Raw genomic sequence first — 19301 nt, forward strand, 5'->3', positions numbered from 1 at the left:
TCAGCGGGCGCGCCTCAAATCGAGGGTGCGGGGGGTGGCACGGGACGTGACCACGCGGGGCGGCGCCATGGGGCCAGGGGTGTGGCCCATCGGCAAGAACAGCGCGCGGCGGCGGGCCTCGGCCTCATTCGCATTGACCGGGAAGGTCTGGTAGTTGCGCCCGCCCGGATGCGCCACGTGATGGGTGCAGCCGCCGAGCGATCGGCCGGTCCAGCTGTCATAGACATCGAAGGTCAGCGGCGCCTGGGCGCGCACCGTCGGATGCAGGGCGGAGGGCGGGTCCCACGCCTTGAAGCGCACGCCGGCTACGTATTCGCCCTCCGTCCCCGTGGGCTGCAGCGGCACGGCGACGCCGTTGCAGGACAGGGTGAAGCGTTCCTCCACCCAGCCCGTGACGCGCGCCTGCAGCCGTTCGACGCTGCTGTCCACGTAGCGCGTGGTGCCGCCGGCGGCGGCTTCCTCCCCCAGCACATGCCAGGGTTCCAGCGCGTTTCGCAGTTCAAGCTCCATGCCGCGCACGGCGATGGCGCCGACCTTCGGGAAACGGAACTCGAAGTGGGGGGCGAACCATGCGGGGTCCAGGCGGAAGCCGAGGCCCGATAGTTCCTCCAGCACGTCACCGAAATCCTGCCGGCAGTGATGTTCCAGCATGAAATCGTCATGCAGCCTGGTGCCCCATTTGATGAGGCGCCGCTCATACGGCCGCTGCCAGAAGCCGGCGACGAGGCTCCGCAGCAACACCTGCTGGGCCAGCGACATGCGCCAATGCGGCGGCATCTCGAACCCCCGGAACTCGACCAGACCCCTTCTGCCAGAGGGCCCGGAGGGATCGTACATCTTGTCGATGCAGAATTCCGTCCGGTGGGTGTTGCCGGTCATGTCGACCAGCAGGTTCCGGAAGATGCGGTCCACCATCCAGGGGGGCGTATCCACGCCGGGCGGGGGCACCTGGGCCAGTGCCGTCTCCAGCTCATGCACCGCGTCGCCGCGCGCCTCATCCACGCGGGGATGCTGGCTGGTGGGGCCGATGAACATGCCGCTGAACAGGTAGGAAAGGCTCGGATGGTTGTGCCAGAAGGCGACGAGCGACTTCAGCAGGTCAGGCCGCCGCAGGAAGGGGCTGTCCGCCACCTCCGCCGCGCCCATCACCATGTGGTTGCCGCCGCCGGTGCCGACATGGCGGCCATCCAGCATGAATTTCTGGGAGTCCAGCCCGACCTGGCGGGCTTCCTCGTAAAGCTGCTCCGTGCGGGTGGCGAGGTCCTGCCAGTCGCTGGCGGGGTGGATGTTGACCTCGATCACGCCGGGATCGGGCGTGACGGAGAAGTCACGCAGCCGCGGGTCGGACGGCGCGAGATAGCCTTCGAGGAACACCTTGCGGCCTGTGTCGCGCGCCGTCGCCTCGATGGCCGCGACCAGGTCCAGCCAGTCATCGGCCACCGTCAGCGGCGGCAGGAAGCAGTGGATCAGGCCGCGGCGCGCTTCCACGCAGAGCGCGGTGCGCACCACGCCCGGTTCCTCCCGCCCCGGCACGGGCAGCGTCTGCTCCACGATGCGGGCGCGGCCTTCCGGCAATTCGCGGCGCGGGCGGAGGGGTTCGCGGCGGGTGAAGGGATCGGGCTCGGGCTCGGCCTCGATCGATTCCTCGGTCGCCCAGGGCAGGCTTTCCAGCGGCAGGCGGAAGCCGATGGGGCTGTCACCGGGGATCAGGAACAACTCGCCTTCGCGAAGGGCCCACTTCCCGGATTCCCAGGCCCGCGCCTCACCCTCGCCGCGGCGACGCAGCGGCAGGACGCTGCCGACTTCCTCGTTCAGCCCGGCGCCGAACAGCCTGGCCAGTCGCGCGCGTTCCAGCGGATCGCGCAGCTTCGCATCCTCCGCCACCACATTCGCGGGCAGCTTCTTCTCCCGCCAGAGGTAGTAGTGGATGTCCTCATGCGCGGGGATGCGCAGCGTTGGATCGATGCCGAGATGGCCGGCGAGGATGGTGGCGAATTCCGCCGCGTCCTGCGCCGTCGCATCGCCCGTGTCGTCATCGCTGGCGAGCAGCGCGGGGTCGGTCCAGACGGGCTCCCCATCCGCGCGCCAGTGGCAGTAGAGGCCCCAGCGCGGCAGTTGCTCCCCCGGATACCACTTGCCCTGCGCATAGGTCAGCGCGGCACCCGGCGCCCAGAGCGGCTGCAGGCGGCGCAGCAGGCGGCCGGCATAGGCGCGCTTGGTGGGGCCAAGCGCCTCCGTGTTCCATTCCGGCGCGTCGCGATCGGCCTCCGCCACGAAGGTGGGCTCCCCGCCGACCGTCAGGCGGACATCGCCATCGACCAGCGCCTTGTCCACGCTGGCGCCGAGGGCCGCGATCCGCGCCCAGGCATCCTCCGTGTAGGGCTTGGTGACGCGGGGCGTTTCCTCCACGCGCCGGACTTCCATGTGGAAGCCGAATTCCGTCTCGGCCTCATCCACCCCGCCGGTGATGGGGGCGGCGGAGGCGGGTTCCGGCGTCGCCGCCAGCGGGATATGGCCCTCACCGGCCAGCAGGCCGGAGGTGGGGTCGAGGCCGATCCAGCCGGCGCCCGGCACATAGACCTCGCACCACGCATGGAGGTCGGTGAAATCGACCGAGGTGCCGACCGGGCCCGTGACCGACTTCACATCGGGCACGAGCTGGATCAGGTAGCCGGAGACGAAGCGCGCGGCAAAGCCGAGGTGCCGCAGGATCTGCACCAGCAGCCAGCCCGAGTCCCGGCAGGAGCCCTTGCGGTTCTCCAGCACTTCCTCCGGCGTCCAGACGCCGGGTTCCATGCGGACGATGTAGCCGATTTCCGTCGAGAGCTTCTGGTTGAGGTCGACCAGGTAGTTGACCGTGTTCGGCGCGCTGCGCGGCACGCCCTTCAGGTAGGCGTCCAGCAACGGCCCCGGCGCATCCACGCGGCGGAAGGGCGCAAGTTCCTGCGCCAGCACCGGGTCGTATTCGAAGGGGAATGACTCGGCCTCCGGCTCCACGAAGAAGTCGAAGGGGTTGATGATGGCGAGGTCGGCGAGGAGATCGACCGTCACCTCGAACTTCCGCACCCTGTCGGGGAAGACGACGCGGGCGATGAAATTGCCCTGGGGGTCCTGCACCCAGTTGAGGAAATGCGGCTTCGGCTGGATGTCGAGCGAGTAGGAGAGGATGGGGGTCCGGCAATGGGGCGCCGGGCGCAGCCGGATCAACTGCGGCGACATGCCGACCAGCCGGTCGTAGCTGTAGGTCGTGCGGTGCGTCAGCGCGGCGTGGATGCTCATGGGGCGATTTTGTCCGGCGGGGAGACGGTACCTTCGCTATCCCATTGGAACGGTCCCCGCCGCAAGGCCGCAGCGCAGCATGAGGCCCGGCTCCAGCCCGCCAGGCTGCCCCTGGGTGGACAGGCGGGGGGCGGCCGATCCACCCTGCGCGCCGGATCGGACTACCTGAAGGGGGAAACCAGCATGGCCCAGAAATATGCCTTGGTGACGGGCGCCGGATCGGGCGTCGGCCGCGCGGCCTCCATCGCGCTGGCGGCCGATGGCTGGACCGTGGCGCTGCTCGGCCGCCGGCGCGATGCGCTGGAGGAGACGGCGGGGCTGTGCAAGGGCACGACCCTTGTGGTGCCGGCGGATGTGACGGACCCCGCCCAGATCGACGCCGCCTTCGCCGCGATCGAGAAGGAATTCGGCCGCCTCGACCTGCTGTTCAACAACGCCGGGAACAACGTGCCCGGCACGCCGTTCGAGGAGTTGACGGCGGAGCAGTGGTTCAAGGTGGTGAACGTCAACCTGAATGGCGTCTTCCTGTGCGCCCATGCGGCCTTCCGCATGATGGCGAAGCAGTCGCCGGTGGGCGGGCGCATCATCAACAACGGATCGATCAGCGCCCATGCGCCGCGGCCGGGCAGCGCGCCCTACACCAGCACCAAGCATGCGGTGACGGGCCTGACCAAGTCGATGAACCTGGATGGCCGCCGCTTCGACATCGCGGTCGGGCAGATCGATATCGGCAACGCCGCGACGCCGATGGCGGAACGCATGGCGCGCGGCGTGCCTCAGGCGGACTGGACCATCAAGGCGGAGCCGCTGATGGATGTGGACCATGTCGGCCAGGCGGTGGCGCAGATGGCGGCCTGGCCGCTGGCGACCAATGTGCTGACCATGACCATCATGGCCACCAAGATGCCCTTCGTGGGCCGCGGTTGAGGGAGCGATGGCGATGAACAAGCTGGACCTTCAGGGCCGGGTCGGGATCGTCACCGGCGGCGCGCGCGGCATCGGGCTCGCGGTCGCCAGGCGGATGGTGCAGTCGGGAGCCAGCGTCTCCATCTGGGACATGGACCCCGCCAAGGCCGAGGAGAGCCGCGCCGCCCTGGCGGCCGACGGCAACGTCACGGCGGAAGTGCTGGATTTGGCGGATGAGGTCGCGGTGGCGGAGGCCACGCAGCGCACGCTGAAGGCACACGGCAAGATCGACCTGCTGGTGAACAATGCCGGCATCACCGGCGGCAACATGCCGTCCTGGGAGATTCCGGTGGCGCAGTGGCGCCGCGTGATCGACGTGAACCTCAACGCGCCCTTCATCGTGGCCAGCGCGGTGATGCCGCACCTCATCGCCAATGGCTGGGGGCGGGTGGTGAATGTGGCGTCGGTGGCGGGGAAGGAGGGCAATCCGAACGCCGCTCATTATTCCGCCAGCAAGGCGGGGCTGATCGGCTACACCAAGTCGCTGGCCAAGGAAGTGGCGCAGAAGAACGTACTGGTGAACTGCGTCTGCCCCGCGGCCGCCAAGACCGACATCTTCAACCAGATGACGGAAGCCCACATCGCCTTCATGCTGTCGAAGATCCCTATGGGCCGCTTCGTGGAGGTGGAGGAGATCGCGGCGCTGATCTGCTGGCTCTGCACGGCGGATTGCAGTTTCTCCACCGGCGCGGTGTTCGACATCTCCGGCGGGCGCGCGACCTATTGAGAGGGGATTGATACGGCGCAATGAGCAACGCATCGCCCTGGCCTAGCCTGGATGCCACCCGGTTGTGCCGGGATGGAGACGGGGATGCGAGCGATGCGATTCATGCTGCTGGGGATGTTGGCCGCCCTGCCCGCCACGGCGTGGGCGGATGGGGAAGCGGTGGAACGTGGCCGATGGCTGGCGCGGCAATGGTGCAGCGCGTGCCACACCATCGCCGCCCAGGCGCCCGGCGGACGCAACGATGCCGCGCCGGCCTTCCCGACCATCGCGGCACGGCGGGGCGCGACGGCCGAGGGTATCGCGACCTATCTGCGCCTGCCGCATGCCAACATGCCGGACCATGGGCTGACGGCGCGGCAGGCGCAGGACCTGGCGGCCTATATCCTCGCGCAAAGACCGCGCTGACGCCGAGGAACTCAGAAACCGCGCGGGGCCAGGCGGCATGAGGGCGCTGCTGGCCGATATCGGCGGGACCAACGCCCGCTTCGCCCTGCTGGCGGATGGCGTGATCGGCCCGCCCGTCATCCTGCCCGTGGCGGGCTTCCCGACGCCGGAAGCAGCGATGGAAGCCGCGCTCGCGGAGCTTTCGCCGGGCATGGCGGCGGAAGGCGCGGTGCTGGCGGTGGCGGGGCCGGTTTCCGCCGGCACGGCGCGGCTGACCAACGCGCCCTGGCGCTTCGCAGAAGCCGCCATCGCCGCGCATTTCGGCCTGCGCCACGCCCGGCTGGTGAATGATTTCCAGGCCCTGGCGCATGCCCTGCCCCACCTGTCATCCGCCGACCTGATCCCGATCGGCACGGCAAGGGCGGAGCCCGGGGCGCCGATGCTGGTGCTGGGGCCGGGCACCGGGCTTGGCTGCGCCGCGCTGCTGCCGGGGCCGCCACAGGGGCCAATCGTGGTGCCGACGGAGGGCGGGCATATCGGCCTGGCGCCGGTCGATACCGTGGAGGATGCGGTGGTGGCGGGGCTGCGCGCCCGCTGCGGCCGCGCGGGGGCGGAGGAAGCGCTCTCCGGCCGCGGGATCGCCAACCTCCATGCGGTGGTGGCAGGGCTACGGGGGGCGGCGGTGCCCGACCGCGACGCGGCCGCGGTGGTGGCGGCGGCCGGTGATTGCCCGGTGGCGGCGGAGGCGCTGCGCCTGTTCCTGAGCCTGCTGGCCGGCTTCGCGGGGGATATGGCCCTGGCCTGGGGCGCGCGGGGCGGCGTGTTCCTGGCGGGCGGCATCCTGCCGCGCCTGGCGCCGGGGCTTGACCAGGCCGCCTTCCGCGCGCGGTTCGAGGACAAGGCCCCGATGGCGGGCTGGATGCAGGGCGTGCCGCTGTTCATCGTGACCCACCCCGCCCCCGCCTTCCCGGGCCTGGCGGCGCTGGCGGAAGCGGCGGCCGGACAGCCGGTCGCAGAAAGCTAACCATCCGCGCCTATTCCTGTGCTTTGATCTCGGCGCGGGACCATGCAATTTGTTGCATCGCAGCGCGTTGGGACAACCACCGCCTCCCCGGCACCCAGGAAGGAGCCACCCGCCCATGGACACCTCGACGACGACGAGCGCCCCGCCCATCCCCACCCGGCCCGGGGAGAGCGAGGACGCCGCCGCCCTGCGCGAGGTGATCCTGCGGAAACTGACCTACGATCTGGGCAAGAGCCGGCTCGGCGCGCGGGACCGGGACTGGTTCATCGCCACCGCGCTGGCCGTGCGTGACCGCATCGTCGATCGCTGGATCGACCTGACGCGGGCCACCTACCAGTCCGGCGCGAAGCAGGTCTATTACCTCAGCCTCGAATTCCTCATCGGCCGGCTGCTGCGCGACAATGTCAGCAACCTGAACCTGCTGCCGACGCTGCGGGAGGCGCTGGAACCGCTGGGCGTGGATCTGGAGAAACTGCGCATCGCGGAACCCGATGCGGCGCTGGGCAATGGCGGCCTCGGGCGGCTGGCGGCCTGCTTCATGGAAAGCATGGCGACGCTGTCCATCCCCGCCTTCGGCTACGGCATCCGCTACGACCACGGCCTGTTCCGCCAGATCATCCGCGATGGCTGGCAGCGGGAATATCCCGAGGATTGGCTGAACGACGGCAACCCCTGGGAATTCGCGCGCCCCGAGATCGCGCATGAGATCGGCTTCGGCGGCACGGTGGAAGCCGTGACGGTCAGCGAGGCCCGCGTGAAGCATGTGTGGAAGCCCGGTGAGACGGTACAGGCAGTGGCCTATGACACGCCGATCGTCGGCTGGCGTGGCGCGCATGTGAACACGCTGCGGCTGTGGTCGGCGCGCGCGGTCGATCCGCTGCGGCTCGATGCCTTCAATTCCGGCGATCACATGGGCGCCCTGACGAACAAGGTGAAGGCGGAGAGCATCTCCAAGCTGCTCTATCCTTCCGACGAAAGCGCGGCGGGACAGGAATTGCGGCTGCGGCAGGAGTACTTTTTCTCGTCTGCCGCGCTCCAGGATTTGGTGCGTCGGCATCTTCGCGTTTACGGCGACCTTCGCTCACTGCCGGACCGCGTCTCCATCCAGCTGAACGATACGCACCCCGCCATCGTGGTGGCGGAGCTGCTGCGCATCCTGGTCGACCTGCACGACATCCCCTGGGACGAGGCCTGGCCGATCACCCAGAAGACCATCAGCTACACCAACCACACCCTGCTGCCGGAGGCACTGGAATCCTGGCCGGTGCCTCTGATGGAACGGCTGCTGCCGCGGCACATGCAGCTGATCTACCTCATCAACGCCTTCCACCTCGATGGCGTGCGGCTGAAATATCCCGGCGATGGGCGGCTGCTGTCCTCCGTCTCGCTCATCGAGGAAGGGCATGGGCGCCGCGTGCGGATGGGGCACCTGGCGGTCGTCGGCTCGCACAAGGTGAATGGCGTCTCCGCCCTGCATTCGGATTTGCTGAAGCAGACGGTATTTTCGGACTTCCACCGGCTGTTCCCGGACCGTCTGACCAACAAGACCAACGGCATCACCTTCCGGCGCTGGCTGCAGCAATGCAATCCGGGCCTGACATCCCTGCTGGTGGAGGCCATCGGGCCGGAGGTGCTGGACCGCCCGGAGTCGCTGGCCAAGCTGAAGCCCCTGGCCGGCGACAAGGCGTTCCAGGAGAAGTTCGCCGCCGTGAAGCGCGCCAACAAGATGGCGCTGGCCGACCTGGTGCGCGACCGCTTCCAGCTTCGCCTCGACCCCGATGCGATCTTCGACGTGCAGATCAAGCGCATCCACGAATACAAGCGCCAGCTGCTCAACGTGCTGGAAGCCGTCGCCTTGTACGACGAGATCCGCAGCCAGCCGACGCGGGACTGGGCGCCGCGCGTGAAGATCTTCTCCGGCAAGGCGGCCAGCAGCTACCATCGCGCCAAGCTCATCATCAAGCTGGCGCATGACGTCGCGCGCGTTGTGAACAGCGACCCGACCGTCCGCAACCTGCTGAAGATCGTGTTCCTGCCGAACTACAACGTCTCCCTCGCCGAGGTGATCGTGCCCGCGGCCGATCTGTCGGAGCAGATCAGCACGGCGGGGATGGAGGCGTCGGGCACCGGCAACATGAAGTTCGCGCTGAACGGGGCGCTGACCATCGGCACGCTGGACGGCGCCAATGTCGAGATCAAGGAACATGTCGGCGACGACAACATCTTCATCTTCGGCCTGACGACGCAGGAAGTGGACCAGCGGCGGCGGGAAGGCTGGCAGGGCCAGCGCGCCGTCGAGCAATCCCGCCGGCTGCAGGAAGCGCTGGAGCAGATCGAGGCTGGCGTCTTCTCCCCCGACGATCCCGGGCGGTACCGGGAGCTGGTCGCGAACCTGCGCGGCAGCGACTACTTCATGGTGACGGCGGATTTCGACAGCTACTACGACGCGCAGCGCAATGTCGCGGCGCGGTGGCGCGATCCGGCGGCCTGGTGGAAATCGGCCGTGATCAATACCGCCAGCATGGGGTGGTTCTCCTCCGACCGCACCATCGCCGAATATGCGCAGGAGATCTGGAACGTACCGGTGAAACGGTGAGGGGTTGAGCATGGAGCCGTGGCGCGCACCGCAGGAAGCGGTGGAGGCCCTGCTGGCCGCGCGCCACGGCGACCCCTTCGCCATCCTCGGCCCCCATTCCACATGGCCAGGGCCGCCTCCGGCGGGGGGGGGGATCGTCATCCGCGCGCTGGTGCCGGAGGTCGAGGACCTGGCAGTGCTGCCCTGGGATGGGGGCGACGCCATCCCCCTGCCCCGCCGCCAGGGCGCCTTCTTCGAAGGGCTGCTGCCCGGCCGCGCGCAGCCCTTCGGCTATCGCCTCCGCGCGCGGCGCGAAGGGCGCGTCTGGGCCTTCGACGATCCCTACAGGTTCGGGGAGACGCTGGGCCCGCTCGACGATCATCTGGTGGTGGAAGGCACGCATCGGCGGCTGCACCGCAGGCTCGGCGCGCATGTGGCGGCGCATGAGGGGGCGGAAGGCACGCGCTTCGCCGTCTGGGCGCCGAATGCGGCGCGGGTTTCCGTCGTCGGCGCCTTCAACGCCTGGGACGGCCGCTGCCATCCCATGCGCAAGCGCGTGGATAGCGGGCTGTGGGAGCTGTTCATCCCCGGCATCGCCGCCGGCGCGCCCTACAAATATGAGATCCTGGCGAAGGATGGCGAGGTGCTGCCGCTGAAGGCGGACCCGCTGGGCAGGGCGGCGGAACTGCGGCCCTCCACCGCGTCGCTCGTCCCGCGCGACGAGGATTTCGCCTGGGAGGACGCGGATTTCGTGAAGGCTCGCGCCGTCACGCAATCCCGGCGCGCGGCGATATCGATCTATGAGGTGCACGCGCCATCCTGGCGGCGGCACCCGGATGGGCGCTTCTATTCCTGGGACGACCTGATCGGCACGCTGATCCCCCATGCCGCCTGGATGGGCTTCACGCATATCGAGTTGATGCCGGTGATGGAGCATCCGCTCGATGAGAGCTGGGGCTACCAGCCGATCGGGCTGCATGCGCCGACCGCGCGGATGGGCGATCCCGCGGGCCTCAAGCGCTTCATCGCCGCCTGCCACGTGCAGGGCATCGGCGTGCTGCTGGACTGGGTTCCCGCGCATTTCCCGAAGGATGTGCACGGGCTTTCGCGCTTCGACGGCCAGACGCTGTATGAGGACCCGGACCCGCTGCGCGGCTTCCACAAGGCCTGGGGCACGGCGGTGTTCGACTATGGAAGGAAGGAGGTCGCGGCCTTCCTCGCCTCCAACGCACTCTATTGGCTGGAGGAATTCCACGCCGACGGGCTTCGCGTCGATGCCGTCTCCACCATGGTGCATCTCGACCACGGGCGGGCACCTGGCGACTGGGCGCCGAATGCGGAAGGCGGCACGGAGAACCATGAGGCCGTCGCCTTCCTCCGCCAGGTGAATGCGCTGGTGGAGGAGGAACATCCCGGCGCGGCCATGATGGCGGAGGAAGCGACATCCTGGCCCGGCGTGTCGCGCCCTGCCTCGGAAGGCGGCCTCGGCTTCCGCTTCAAGTGGAACATGGGGTGGATGAACGACACGCTGCGGTACCTGGCGATCGATCCCATCCACCGGCGCTGGCACCATGACCTCATCACCTTCGGGATGATGTACGCCTTCACCGAGGATTTCGTGCTGCCGCTGAGCCATGACGAGGTGGTGCACGGCAAGGGATCGCTGCTGGGCAGGCTGCCCGGCGACGATTGGCAGCGCTTCGCGACGCTGCGCGCGTACTACGCGATGATGTGGGCGCATCCCGGCAAGAAGCTGCTCTTCATGGGCGGCGAGATCGCGCAATGGCGCGAATGGTCGGATGCGCGGGAGATCGACTGGTGGCTGCTGCAACACGCCCCCCACCAGGGCGTGCAGAAACTGGTCCGCGACCTCAACCTGCTGTACCGCTCGATGCCCGCTTTGCACGCCAGGGATGCGGAGGCTGAGGGCTTTCGCTGGATCGAGGCGGATGACGAGGCGCGATCGATCTTTTCCTGGCTCCGCTTCGACGGAGAGGGTGGCGCGCCGGTGGCAATGATCTGCAACATGACGCCGGTGCCCCATGCGGGCATCCGCTTCGGCCTGCCGCGCGCGGGGGCCTGGCGTGAAGTGCTGAACACCGATGCCGCGGTCTATGGCGGATCGGGCGTGGGTAACATGGGTGGGGTGGTGGCGGAACGCGTGGCCTTCCAGGGCTTTCCCGCTTCCGCCACGGTGACGGTGCCGCCACTCGGCACCATCTGGCTGGTGGCGGAGGGTCCGGAGCCCGAGCAAGAGGCACCGGACGACAAGAAAGGGGAGAGCAATGCCGAATAGCAGGACCCAGGCGAGTGCCCCTCTGGCGCGAACCGCCATGGCCTTCGTGCTGGCGGGCGGGCGGGGCTCGCGCCTCATGGAACTCACGGACCGGCGCGCGAAGCCGGCGGTCTATTTCGGCGGCAAGTCGCGCATCATCGATTTCGCGCTGTCGAATGCCATGAATTCCGGCATCCGCCGCCTGGCGGTGGCGACGCAATACAAGGCGCACAGCCTGATCCGCCACCTCCAGCGCGGCTGGAACTTCCTGCGGCCGGAGCGGAACGAGACCTTCGACATCCTGCCCGCCAGCCAGCGCGGCGACGGCGCGAACTGGTACCTCGGCACCGCCGACGCCGTGTACCAGAACCTCGACATCATCGAGGACCTGGCGCCGCGCCACATGGTCATCCTGGCCGGCGACCACATCTACAAGCAGGATTACGAACACATGCTGCAGCAGCATGTGGAATCCGGCGCCGACGTCACGGTCGGCTGCATCGCGGTGCCGCGCCTGGATGCGCGGGGCTTCGGCGTGATGCATGTGGACCCGGATGGCCGCATCGTCGCCTTCATGGAGAAGCCCAAGGATCCGCCCGGCATTCCAGGGCGCGAAGACCTGGCCCTCGCCTCCATGGGCATCTACGTCTTCGAGACGAAGTTCCTGTTCGACCAGTTGCGGCGCGATGCGGCGGACCCGAATTCCCAGCGGGATTTCGGGCACGACATCATCCCCTATCTGGTCAAGCACGGTAAGGCGGTGGCGCATCGGTTCGAGCGGTCCTGCGTGCGATCGCGCGCGGAATCGAAGCCCTATTGGCGCGATGTCGGCACCGTCGATGCGTATTGGGAGGCCAATATCGACCTCACCGACGTGGTGCCGGAACTCGACCTCTATGACCGCGACTGGCCGATCTGGACATACGCCGAGGTGACGCCGCCGGCGAAGTTCGTGCATGACCTCGAAGGCCGTCGCGGGGAGGCGATTGCCTCGCTGGTCTCGGGCGGGTGCATCGTCTCCGGCGCCATGGCCCGCAAATCGCTGATGTTCACGGGCGTGCACCTGCACAGCTTCGCCAAGATCGATGGCGCGGTGATCCTGCCCTATGTCGATGTCGGGCGCGGCGCGCGGCTGACGAATGTGGTCGTGGACCGTGGCGTGAAGATCCCGGAAGGCATGGTGGTCGGCGAGGACCCGGAGGAGGATGCGAAGCGCTTCCGCCGGACCGAGAAGGGCATCTGCCTCATCACCCAGGCGATGCTGGACCGCATCGCGCCGTGAGCCACCGCATGCGCAGGGGTGGACCTGCGGGCGCCCCTTGGCGCCCGAGCGGCCGAATGGCCGACGCGGCTTGTGCCGCGAAGGCAAGCCGGCGCCCGCCGTTTGAGGGCGTGACATGAAGGTTCTTTCCGTTGCCTCGGAATGCGTGCCACTGGTGAAGACCGGCGGCCTGGCCGATGTCGCCGGCGCGCTGCCGGCGGCGCTGGCGGCGGAGGGGGTGAAGGTCACGACGCTGCTGCCGGGCTACCCGGCCGTCATGGCCGCGCTCGGCGGCGGGCGGGCGCTGCGGCGGATCGATGACCTGTTCGGCGGCCCGGCGCGGTTGCAGCGCGGGGAGGCCGCGGGGCTCGACATCATCGCCATCGACGCACCACATCTGTTCGCCCGCACGGGCAATCCGTATCTCGCGCCGCATGGCGGGGAATGGGCCGACAACGGCATCCGTTTCGCGGCCCTCGGCGCCATGGCGGCGCTGCTGGCGACGGGCGGCGTGCGCAACGTGGCCTTCGATGTCGTGCACGCGCATGACTGGCAGGCGGGGCTGGCACCGGCCTATCTGCGCTTCGGCGCCAGGCGCGTGCCATCGGTATTCACCGTCCACAATCTGGCCTTCCAGGGCAAGTTTCCGGTGGACCTCTTCCCGCGCCTCGGCCTGCCGCCGCAGGCGCTTTCCGTGGAGGGGCTGGAGTATTTCGGTACGCTCGGCTTCCTGAAGTCGGGGCTTTGGTACGCGGACCGCATCACCACCGTCTCCCCCAGCTATGCCGCGGAGATCCGCACGCCGGAGGCGGGAATGGGCCTCGACGGGTTGCTGCGCGGCCGCGCGGGCGCCGTCTCCGGCATCCTCAACGGCATCGACACGGTGGAATGGGACCCGGCGACGGACCGGCACCTCGCCGCGAATTTCTCCGCCTCCGCGCTGGAAGGACGCGCTGCGAACAAGGCAGCGCTGCAACGGCGCCTGGGGCTGGAGGAAGACCCCGACGCGCTGCTGATGGGCTTCGTGGGGCGGCTCACCTGGCAGAAGGGCGTGGACCTGATCCTCGGCGCCACGCCCGCCATCCTCGGCTGTGGCGCGCAGCTCGCGCTGCTCGGCACCGGGGAGAAGCCCATCGAGGATGGCGCGCGCGGCGCTGCCTGGGCGCATCCCGGGCGGATCGGCGCCGAGATCGGCTATGATGAGGGCCTGGCGCGGCTGATCTATGGCGGCGCCGATGTGCTGCTGGTGCCGAGCCGGTTCGAGCCCTGCGGCCTGGCCCAGCTTTGCGCGCTGCGCTACGGCGCGGTGCCGCTCGTGGCCCATGTCGGCGGGCTGTCCGACACCGTCGTGGACGCGAATGAGATGGCGCTGGCGCAGGGCGTCGGCACGGGCGTGCATTTCTCCCCGGTGCAGCGGGAGATGCTGGAAGCCGCGGTGTGGCGCATGGCGGGGCTGTGGCGGGACCGCGATGCCTTCGCGCGCCTCCAGGCCAATGCGCTGGCCACCGACGTGTCCTGGACCCGATCGGCCAGGCGCTACGCCGCGCTGTATCGCGACGCGATCGCCGATGCGGGCTGAGGCCAGCGCGGGGATTCACGAACCGCTCGGTGCGACTCTCGACAGCGGGGGCGCGAATTTCGCTTATCCGGCGCCGGGGGCCTCCGCGGTGTTCGTCTGCGTCTTCGACGATGCGGACAGGGAAGTCGCCCGCATCCTGCTGCCCGGCCGGACCGGCGATGTGCATCACGGCCATGTCGCGGGCATCGCAGCCGGCACGCGCTATGGCCTGCGGGTGGAGGGGCCGTTCCAGCCCTGGCATGGACATCGGTTCAACGCGAGAAAACTGCTGGTCGATCCCTGGGCGGTGGCGCTGGACCGGCGCTTCGCGCTGCATCCCGCGCTGTTCGATACCGGCGAGACGCCGGACGATGCCGACAGCGCGCCGTTCATGCCGAAGGCGGTGCTGACGGCGCCGCTGCCGCCCCTCCGCCGCGCTGCGCCGCGCGGGCCGCAGGTGATCTACGAGCTGCATGTGAAGGGCTTCACCGCCGCCCATCCCGGCGTGCCGGAGGCGATCCGCGGCACCTTCGCGGGCCTCGGCCATCCCGCCGCCATCGACCACCTGCGCGGCCTCGGCGTGACTTGCGTGGAGGTGATGCCCGCTGCGGCCTGGATCGATGAACGGCATTTGCCGCCGATCGGGCTCACCAACCATTGGGGCTACAACCCCGTGGCGCTGCTGGCGCCCGACCCGAAGCTGGCGCCGGGGGGCATGGCGGAGGTGCGCGGCGCTGTCTCGGCCTTGCAGGCGGCGGGCATCGCGGCGGTGCTGGATGTGGTGCTGAACCATACAGGGGAAGGCGATCACCTCGGCCCGACGCTGTCGCTGAAGGGGCTGGGCAATGCGGCCTTCCACCGGCTGCGCGGCGATGACCCGCGACGCTACGTGGATGATGCGGGCTGCGGGAATGCGCTGGCGCTGGACCGGCCCTGGGGCCTTCGCCTGGCGATGGATGCGCTGCGGCACTGGGCGCAGCAGGCGGGGCTGGACGGCTTCCGGCTGGACCTGGCGACGACGCTGGCGCGGCGGGAACATGGCTTCGATGCCGATGGGCCGATGATCCAGGCCATGCGCCAGGACCCCGTGCTGCGCGACCTGCTGATCATCGCGGAGCCCTGGGACATCGGGCGGGATGGCTACCAGCTCGGCCGCTTTCCCGCGGGCTGGGGCGAATGGAACGATCGCTTCCGTGACGATGTGCGCCGCTTCTGGCGCGGCGATGGCGGCATGGTGGGGCGGCTTGCGACGCGGCTGGCGGGTTCCGCCGATGCGTTCCGGGGACGCGCGCTGATGGACAGCGTCAACTTCGTCACGGCGCATGATGGCTTCACGCTGCGGGACCTGACCAGCTTCACCGCCAAGCGCAACCACGGGAATGGCGAGGATAATCGCGACGGCACGGACGACAACAAATCCTGGAACGGTGGCGCGGAGGGGCCGAGCGACGACGCCGGCATCATCGCGCGCCGCCAGGCCGATGCGCGGGCGCTGCTGGCGACGCTGCTGCTGGCGCGCGGCACGCCGATGCTGGCGATGGGCGATGAGGCCGGGCGCAGCCAGGGCGGCAACAACAACGCCTATGCACAGGACAATCCGACGACCTGGTTCGACTGGGCGGGCGCGGATGCGGGGCTGGTGGATTTCACGCGGCGGCTGGTGGCGGCGCGGATCGCGCATCCCGCGCTGCATGATGGCGCGGCGCTGACGGGCGTCGCGGGCGCGGATGGCGTGCCGGATGTCGCCTGGCTGCGGCCGGATGGCGCGCCCATGGATCGCTGGAATGACGGCGATTGCCGCGCGCTGGTCGCGGTGCTGCGGGCGCAAGGCGATCGCTGCCTGCTGGCGCTGAATGCCGGCGATGCCGTGCCGCTCGCCCTGCCCCCTGCCCGCCCCGGCCGCGCCTGGCGGTTGCTGGCCGATAGCAGCGCACCGGATGCCGCCAGCCTGCCCGGCACCCTGCCCGGCACCCTGCCCGCCCGGGCCGTGCTGCTGCTGGCGGAGGAAGACCGGCCCGCCTGCGCGCCCGGCGACGATCCCGCGCTGCTGGCGCGCCTGGCCCGCGCGGCAGGGATCGACCCGGTCTGGCACGAGATTTCCGGCCTGCGACATGAAGTGCCCGCGGAGACGCTGCGCGCGCTGCTGCACGCCATGGACCTGCCCGCCAGCACCCGCGATGCGATGCGGGACAGCCTGGCGCGGCTTTCGGCCGTCCCGCGCCTGCCCCCCTCCGCGACGCTGCGCGCGGGGCAGCCCCTGCCCATGGCGCTGTCCGACCGGCCGGTGATGCTGCGCATCGTCTGCGAGGATGGCAGCGAGCATCGCCTGCCGGTGCCGCCGCAGGCCGGGGAGACGCGCCGCCTGACGCGCCCCGATGGCACCGCCGCCGCCGACCGACTGGTGGCGCTGCCAGCACTGCCGGAGGGGCGGCATGTGCTGTTCGATGAGGCCGCGCCGGATGCGCGCTGCCTGCTGACCGTGGCGCCCGCGCGCTGTTTCCTGCCGCCGCTGCTGGACCGGCCTCGCTTCGGCATCGCCGCGCAGATCTACGCGTTGCGCGGCGCGCGGGACCAGGGGATCGGGGATTTCGCCGCCGTCGCCGAACTCGCCCGTGTGGCGCGGGACCAGGGGGCGGCCTTGCTCGGCCTCAGCCCGCCGCACGCGCTCTCGCCCATCGATCGCAGCCGGGCCAGCCCCTATCACCCCAGCGACCGGCGCTTCCTCGACCCGATTTTTGTCAGTGTCTCGGCATTGCCGGGCGGCGATGCGCTGGGCGGGCTGGCCGCGGGTGCCAGCGTGGATCACGCGGCGGTCTGGGCCGCCAAGCGCGCCGTGCTGCGCGCGGCCTGGGAAGCCGGGCCGCGCGGCGACCTCCCCGCGCCGGGCAGCGCGCTGGCGCGGTTCTGCACCTACGTCGCCATCGCGGAACAGCAGGGCCACACCGATGCGCGGCGCTGGCCCGCCGGGCTGCGCCATGGCGATGACAGCGGCATCGCGGATTTCGCCGCGCGCCACGCGGATGCCGTGGGCTTCGCCGCCTTCTGCCAGCGCCTGGCCGATGACCAGTTGGCGGAGGCCGGACGTGCCGGCGCCGGGCTCTACCGGGACCTCGCCGTCGGCGCCGCGCCGGATGGGGCAGAGATCTGGTCCGGCGATGCGCGGTTCCTGCCGGGCTTTTCCGTCGGCGCGCCGCCCGATCCCTTCAGCGCGGAGGGCCAGGTCTGGGGCCTGCCGCCGCCCGATCCGCGCCACGCCCTGGAAACCGGCCACGCCGCCTTCGCGGGCCTGATCGGCGCGAATATGCGCCACGCCGCGGCGCTCCGCGTGGACCATGTGCTCGGCCTGCGGCGCCTGTTCCTCGTGCCCGACGGCGCGAAAGGAGCGGAGGGCGCCTACCTCGCCTATCCCTTCGCGGACATGCTGGGGAACCTCGCGCTGGAAAGCACCCGCGCGCGCTGCCTGGTGGTGGGGGAGGATCTCGGCACGGTGCCGGAGGGGATCGGCCAGGCGCTGCAATCCGCCGATGTGCTGTCCTACCGCGTTCTGTGGTTCGAGAAGGAGGGCGATCGCTTCAAGCCCCCCGCGCAGTACCCGCCCCGCGCCGCCGCCTGCGTCGCGACGCATGATCTGGCGACGCTGGCGGGCTTCTGGACCGGCGCGGACCTCGATGAACGGGAAGCGCTGGGGCTGCTGGCGGACCCCCCGGCGGAACGCGCGGCGCGGGCGGCGGACCGTGCCGCACTCTGCGCGCTGCTGGCGGCGGAGGGGCTGCTGCCGGATGGCGCCGGGCCCGATGCCGCGATGGATGACGCCCTGGCCGCCGCCATCCACGCGCTGGTGGCGCGCACGCCCTCCGCCCTCATGCTGGTGCAGGCCGAGGACCTGGCCGGAGAGAGCATCGCGGTGAACCTGCCGGGCACGGACCGGGAAAGGCCCAACTGGCGCCGCCGCCTGCCCGTGGCGGTCTCGGACCTGGCGGCGCTGCCGCGGGCGCAGGCGATCCTCGCAACCCTGCGCGGCGTCCGGGGCGGCTAGGCCCCGCCTCACCCCCGTTGCAGACTGTGGGAATCACGGGGGAGAGAACGCGCGATGTCGGCCGAAGGTCAGGAACGGTTCCAGACGCTGCATGAACTGGTGAAGGGCGCGAAGATCCGCCTCAACGCCAATATCTGGGACTACCTCGTCGGCGCGACCGAGACCGAGACGACGATGCAGCGCAACCGCGCATCCCTCGATGCCTGGGCCTTCCGGCCCCGGGTGCTGCGGGATGTCAGCACGGTCGATTGCACGGGCGATTTCCTCGGCAAGCGGCGCATCCGGCTGCCGGTGGCCCTCGCCCCGGTGGGGTCGCTGGACAGCTTCGATCCGGGCGGAGCCGCGACGGCGGGGCGCGCGGCTTCGGCCTTCGGCGTGCCGATCATCGTCAGCAGCGTGACGGAGCCGGGGCTGGAGGGTTCGGCACTCGCCAATCCGGACGGGCCCAAGATCTTCCAGCTCTATGTGCGTGGCGGGCCGGACTTCATCGACAGCCACATCAAGCGGGCGATGGACAGCGGCTACGACGCCTTCGCCATCACGGTCGACACCGCCCATTACAGCCGCCGCGAACGCGACATCGCCAAGCGCTTCGTCAAGCACTGGCGGGCGCGCAGCGAGGGGATGAACCACCAGGCCGCACTGTCCTGGGCCGATATCGCCCGCGTCCGCGCCGCGCATCCGAACGTCAAGCTGATCCTCAAGGGCATCGGCACCGGGGAGGATGCGGGCATGGCGGTCGAGCATGGGGTCGATGTCGTCTACGTCTCCAACCATGGCGGCCGGCAGCTGGACCATGGGCGCGGGTCGCTGGCCGTGCTGCCGGAGGTGGTGGAGGCCGTGGGCGGCCGAGCGCGCGTCTGGATGGATGGCGGGATCAGCCGGGGGACGGATCTGGTGAAGGCCATCATCCTCGGCGCCGAGATGGTCGGGATCGGCCGCCTCTACTGCTACGGGTTGGCGGCGGCGGGGCAGGATGGCGTGCGGCGCGTGCTGGAACTGCTGGAGGATGAGGTGCAGACCTGCCTCGGCCTGCTCGGCGCCAGCAGCTTCGCGGCGACGGACCGATCCATGCTGCATCCTGTTGCGCCGGTCACGCTGCCGCATGTGCATTCCGCCTTCCCGCTGCTGGCGGAGCCGCAGCGGGGGTATTGAAGGCGAGGTGTTGATGTCCCCCGCGCTTGCGGGGGCCGCCGCCGGGGTGGAATAGTGGGGG

At 70.1% G+C, this 19301-nt stretch carries 11 protein-coding genes; 10 read left to right on the forward strand and 1 reads right to left on the reverse strand.

Annotation, left to right across the window (positions count from 1 at the left end; genetic code table 11):
- The gene (locus ACTIE5_RS23925; protein ID WP_439552240.1) at positions 1 to 3279 is read right to left on the reverse strand and encodes a DUF2126 domain-containing protein; all 3279 of its coding nucleotides are present in this window, start codon (positions 3277 to 3279) and stop codon (positions 1 to 3) included.
- Positions 3280 to 3462: 183 nt separating this feature from the next.
- Between ACTIE5_RS23925 and ACTIE5_RS23930 the strand changes: the two genes are divergently transcribed.
- From ACTIE5_RS23930 to ACTIE5_RS23975, 10 genes are all read left to right on the forward strand, one after another.
- Positions 3463 to 4206 (forward strand): SDR family oxidoreductase, encoded by a 744-nt coding sequence (locus tag ACTIE5_RS23930; RefSeq protein ID WP_439552241.1) that lies wholly within the window; start codon positions 3463 to 3465, stop codon positions 4204 to 4206.
- 13 nt (positions 4207 to 4219) lie between these two features.
- Entirely contained in the window at positions 4220 to 4972 is a 753-nt protein-coding gene (locus ACTIE5_RS23935) for an SDR family NAD(P)-dependent oxidoreductase (protein ID WP_439552242.1), read from the forward strand.
- A 93-nt stretch (positions 4973 to 5065) separates the two neighbouring features.
- The gene (locus ACTIE5_RS23940; RefSeq protein WP_439552243.1) at positions 5066 to 5377 is read left to right on the forward strand and encodes a c-type cytochrome; all 312 of its coding nucleotides are present in this window, start codon (positions 5066 to 5068) and stop codon (positions 5375 to 5377) included.
- A gap of 37 nt (positions 5378 to 5414) precedes the next feature.
- Positions 5415 to 6380, forward strand: a complete 966-nt coding sequence (locus ACTIE5_RS23945) for a glucokinase (protein ID WP_439552244.1) — start codon at positions 5415 to 5417, stop codon at positions 6378 to 6380.
- A gap of 115 nt (positions 6381 to 6495) precedes the next feature.
- The gene (locus tag ACTIE5_RS23950; protein ID WP_439552245.1) at positions 6496 to 8976 is read left to right on the forward strand and encodes a glycogen/starch/alpha-glucan phosphorylase; all 2481 of its coding nucleotides are present in this window, start codon (positions 6496 to 6498) and stop codon (positions 8974 to 8976) included.
- 10 nt (positions 8977 to 8986) lie between these two features.
- A complete protein-coding gene (gene glgB, locus ACTIE5_RS23955) occupies positions 8987 to 11251 on the forward strand; it encodes a 1,4-alpha-glucan branching protein GlgB (RefSeq protein WP_439552246.1) in 2265 nt (754 codons plus the stop codon).
- The gene (gene glgC, locus ACTIE5_RS23960) at positions 11241 to 12512 is read left to right on the forward strand and encodes a glucose-1-phosphate adenylyltransferase (protein ID WP_439552247.1); all 1272 of its coding nucleotides are present in this window, start codon (positions 11241 to 11243) and stop codon (positions 12510 to 12512) included. Before glgB ends, glgC begins: the two co-directional genes overlap by 11 nt.
- Before the next feature lie 115 nt (positions 12513 to 12627).
- A complete protein-coding gene (glgA, locus tag ACTIE5_RS23965) occupies positions 12628 to 14070 on the forward strand; it encodes a glycogen synthase GlgA (RefSeq protein ID WP_439552248.1) in 1443 nt (480 codons plus the stop codon).
- Entirely contained in the window at positions 14060 to 18085 is a 4026-nt protein-coding gene (gene glgX, locus ACTIE5_RS23970; protein ID WP_439552249.1) for a glycogen debranching protein GlgX, read from the forward strand. The genes glgA and glgX overlap by 11 nt, the downstream gene beginning before the upstream one ends.
- Before the next feature lie 54 nt (positions 18086 to 18139).
- Positions 18140 to 19240, forward strand: coding sequence for an alpha-hydroxy acid oxidase (locus ACTIE5_RS23975; RefSeq protein WP_439552250.1), 1101 nt, complete (start codon positions 18140 to 18142; stop codon positions 19238 to 19240).
- Positions 19241 to 19301 lie beyond the last annotated feature (61 nt).

Origin of the sequence: Falsiroseomonas sp., from assembly GCF_051859025.1 — a bacterium.
Taxonomy (GTDB): Bacteria; Pseudomonadota; Alphaproteobacteria; order Acetobacterales; family Acetobacteraceae; genus Falsiroseomonas.

Bases quoted from the DNA above. Each gene is read 5' to 3' on its own strand.
- ACTIE5_RS23925 (WP_439552240.1), bottom strand. From the start codon at position 3,279: ATGAGCATCCACGCCGCGCTGACGCACCGCACGACCTACAGCTACGAC.
- ACTIE5_RS23930 (WP_439552241.1), top strand. From the start codon at position 3,463: ATGGCCCAGAAATATGCCTTGGTGACGGGCGCCGGATCGGGCGTCGGC.
- ACTIE5_RS23935 (WP_439552242.1), top strand. From the start codon at position 4,220: ATGAACAAGCTGGACCTTCAGGGCCGGGTCGGGATCGTCACCGGCGGC.
- ACTIE5_RS23940 (WP_439552243.1), top strand. From the start codon at position 5,066: ATGCGATTCATGCTGCTGGGGATGTTGGCCGCCCTGCCCGCCACGGCG.
- ACTIE5_RS23945 (WP_439552244.1), top strand. From the start codon at position 5,415: ATGAGGGCGCTGCTGGCCGATATCGGCGGGACCAACGCCCGCTTCGCC.
- ACTIE5_RS23950 (WP_439552245.1), top strand. From the start codon at position 6,496: ATGGACACCTCGACGACGACGAGCGCCCCGCCCATCCCCACCCGGCCC.
- glgB (WP_439552246.1), top strand. From the start codon at position 8,987: ATGGAGCCGTGGCGCGCACCGCAGGAAGCGGTGGAGGCCCTGCTGGCC.
- glgC (WP_439552247.1), top strand. From the start codon at position 11,241: ATGCCGAATAGCAGGACCCAGGCGAGTGCCCCTCTGGCGCGAACCGCC.
- glgA (WP_439552248.1), top strand. From the start codon at position 12,628: ATGAAGGTTCTTTCCGTTGCCTCGGAATGCGTGCCACTGGTGAAGACC.
- glgX (WP_439552249.1), top strand. From the start codon at position 14,060: ATGCGGGCTGAGGCCAGCGCGGGGATTCACGAACCGCTCGGTGCGACT.
- ACTIE5_RS23975 (WP_439552250.1), top strand. From the start codon at position 18,140: ATGTCGGCCGAAGGTCAGGAACGGTTCCAGACGCTGCATGAACTGGTG.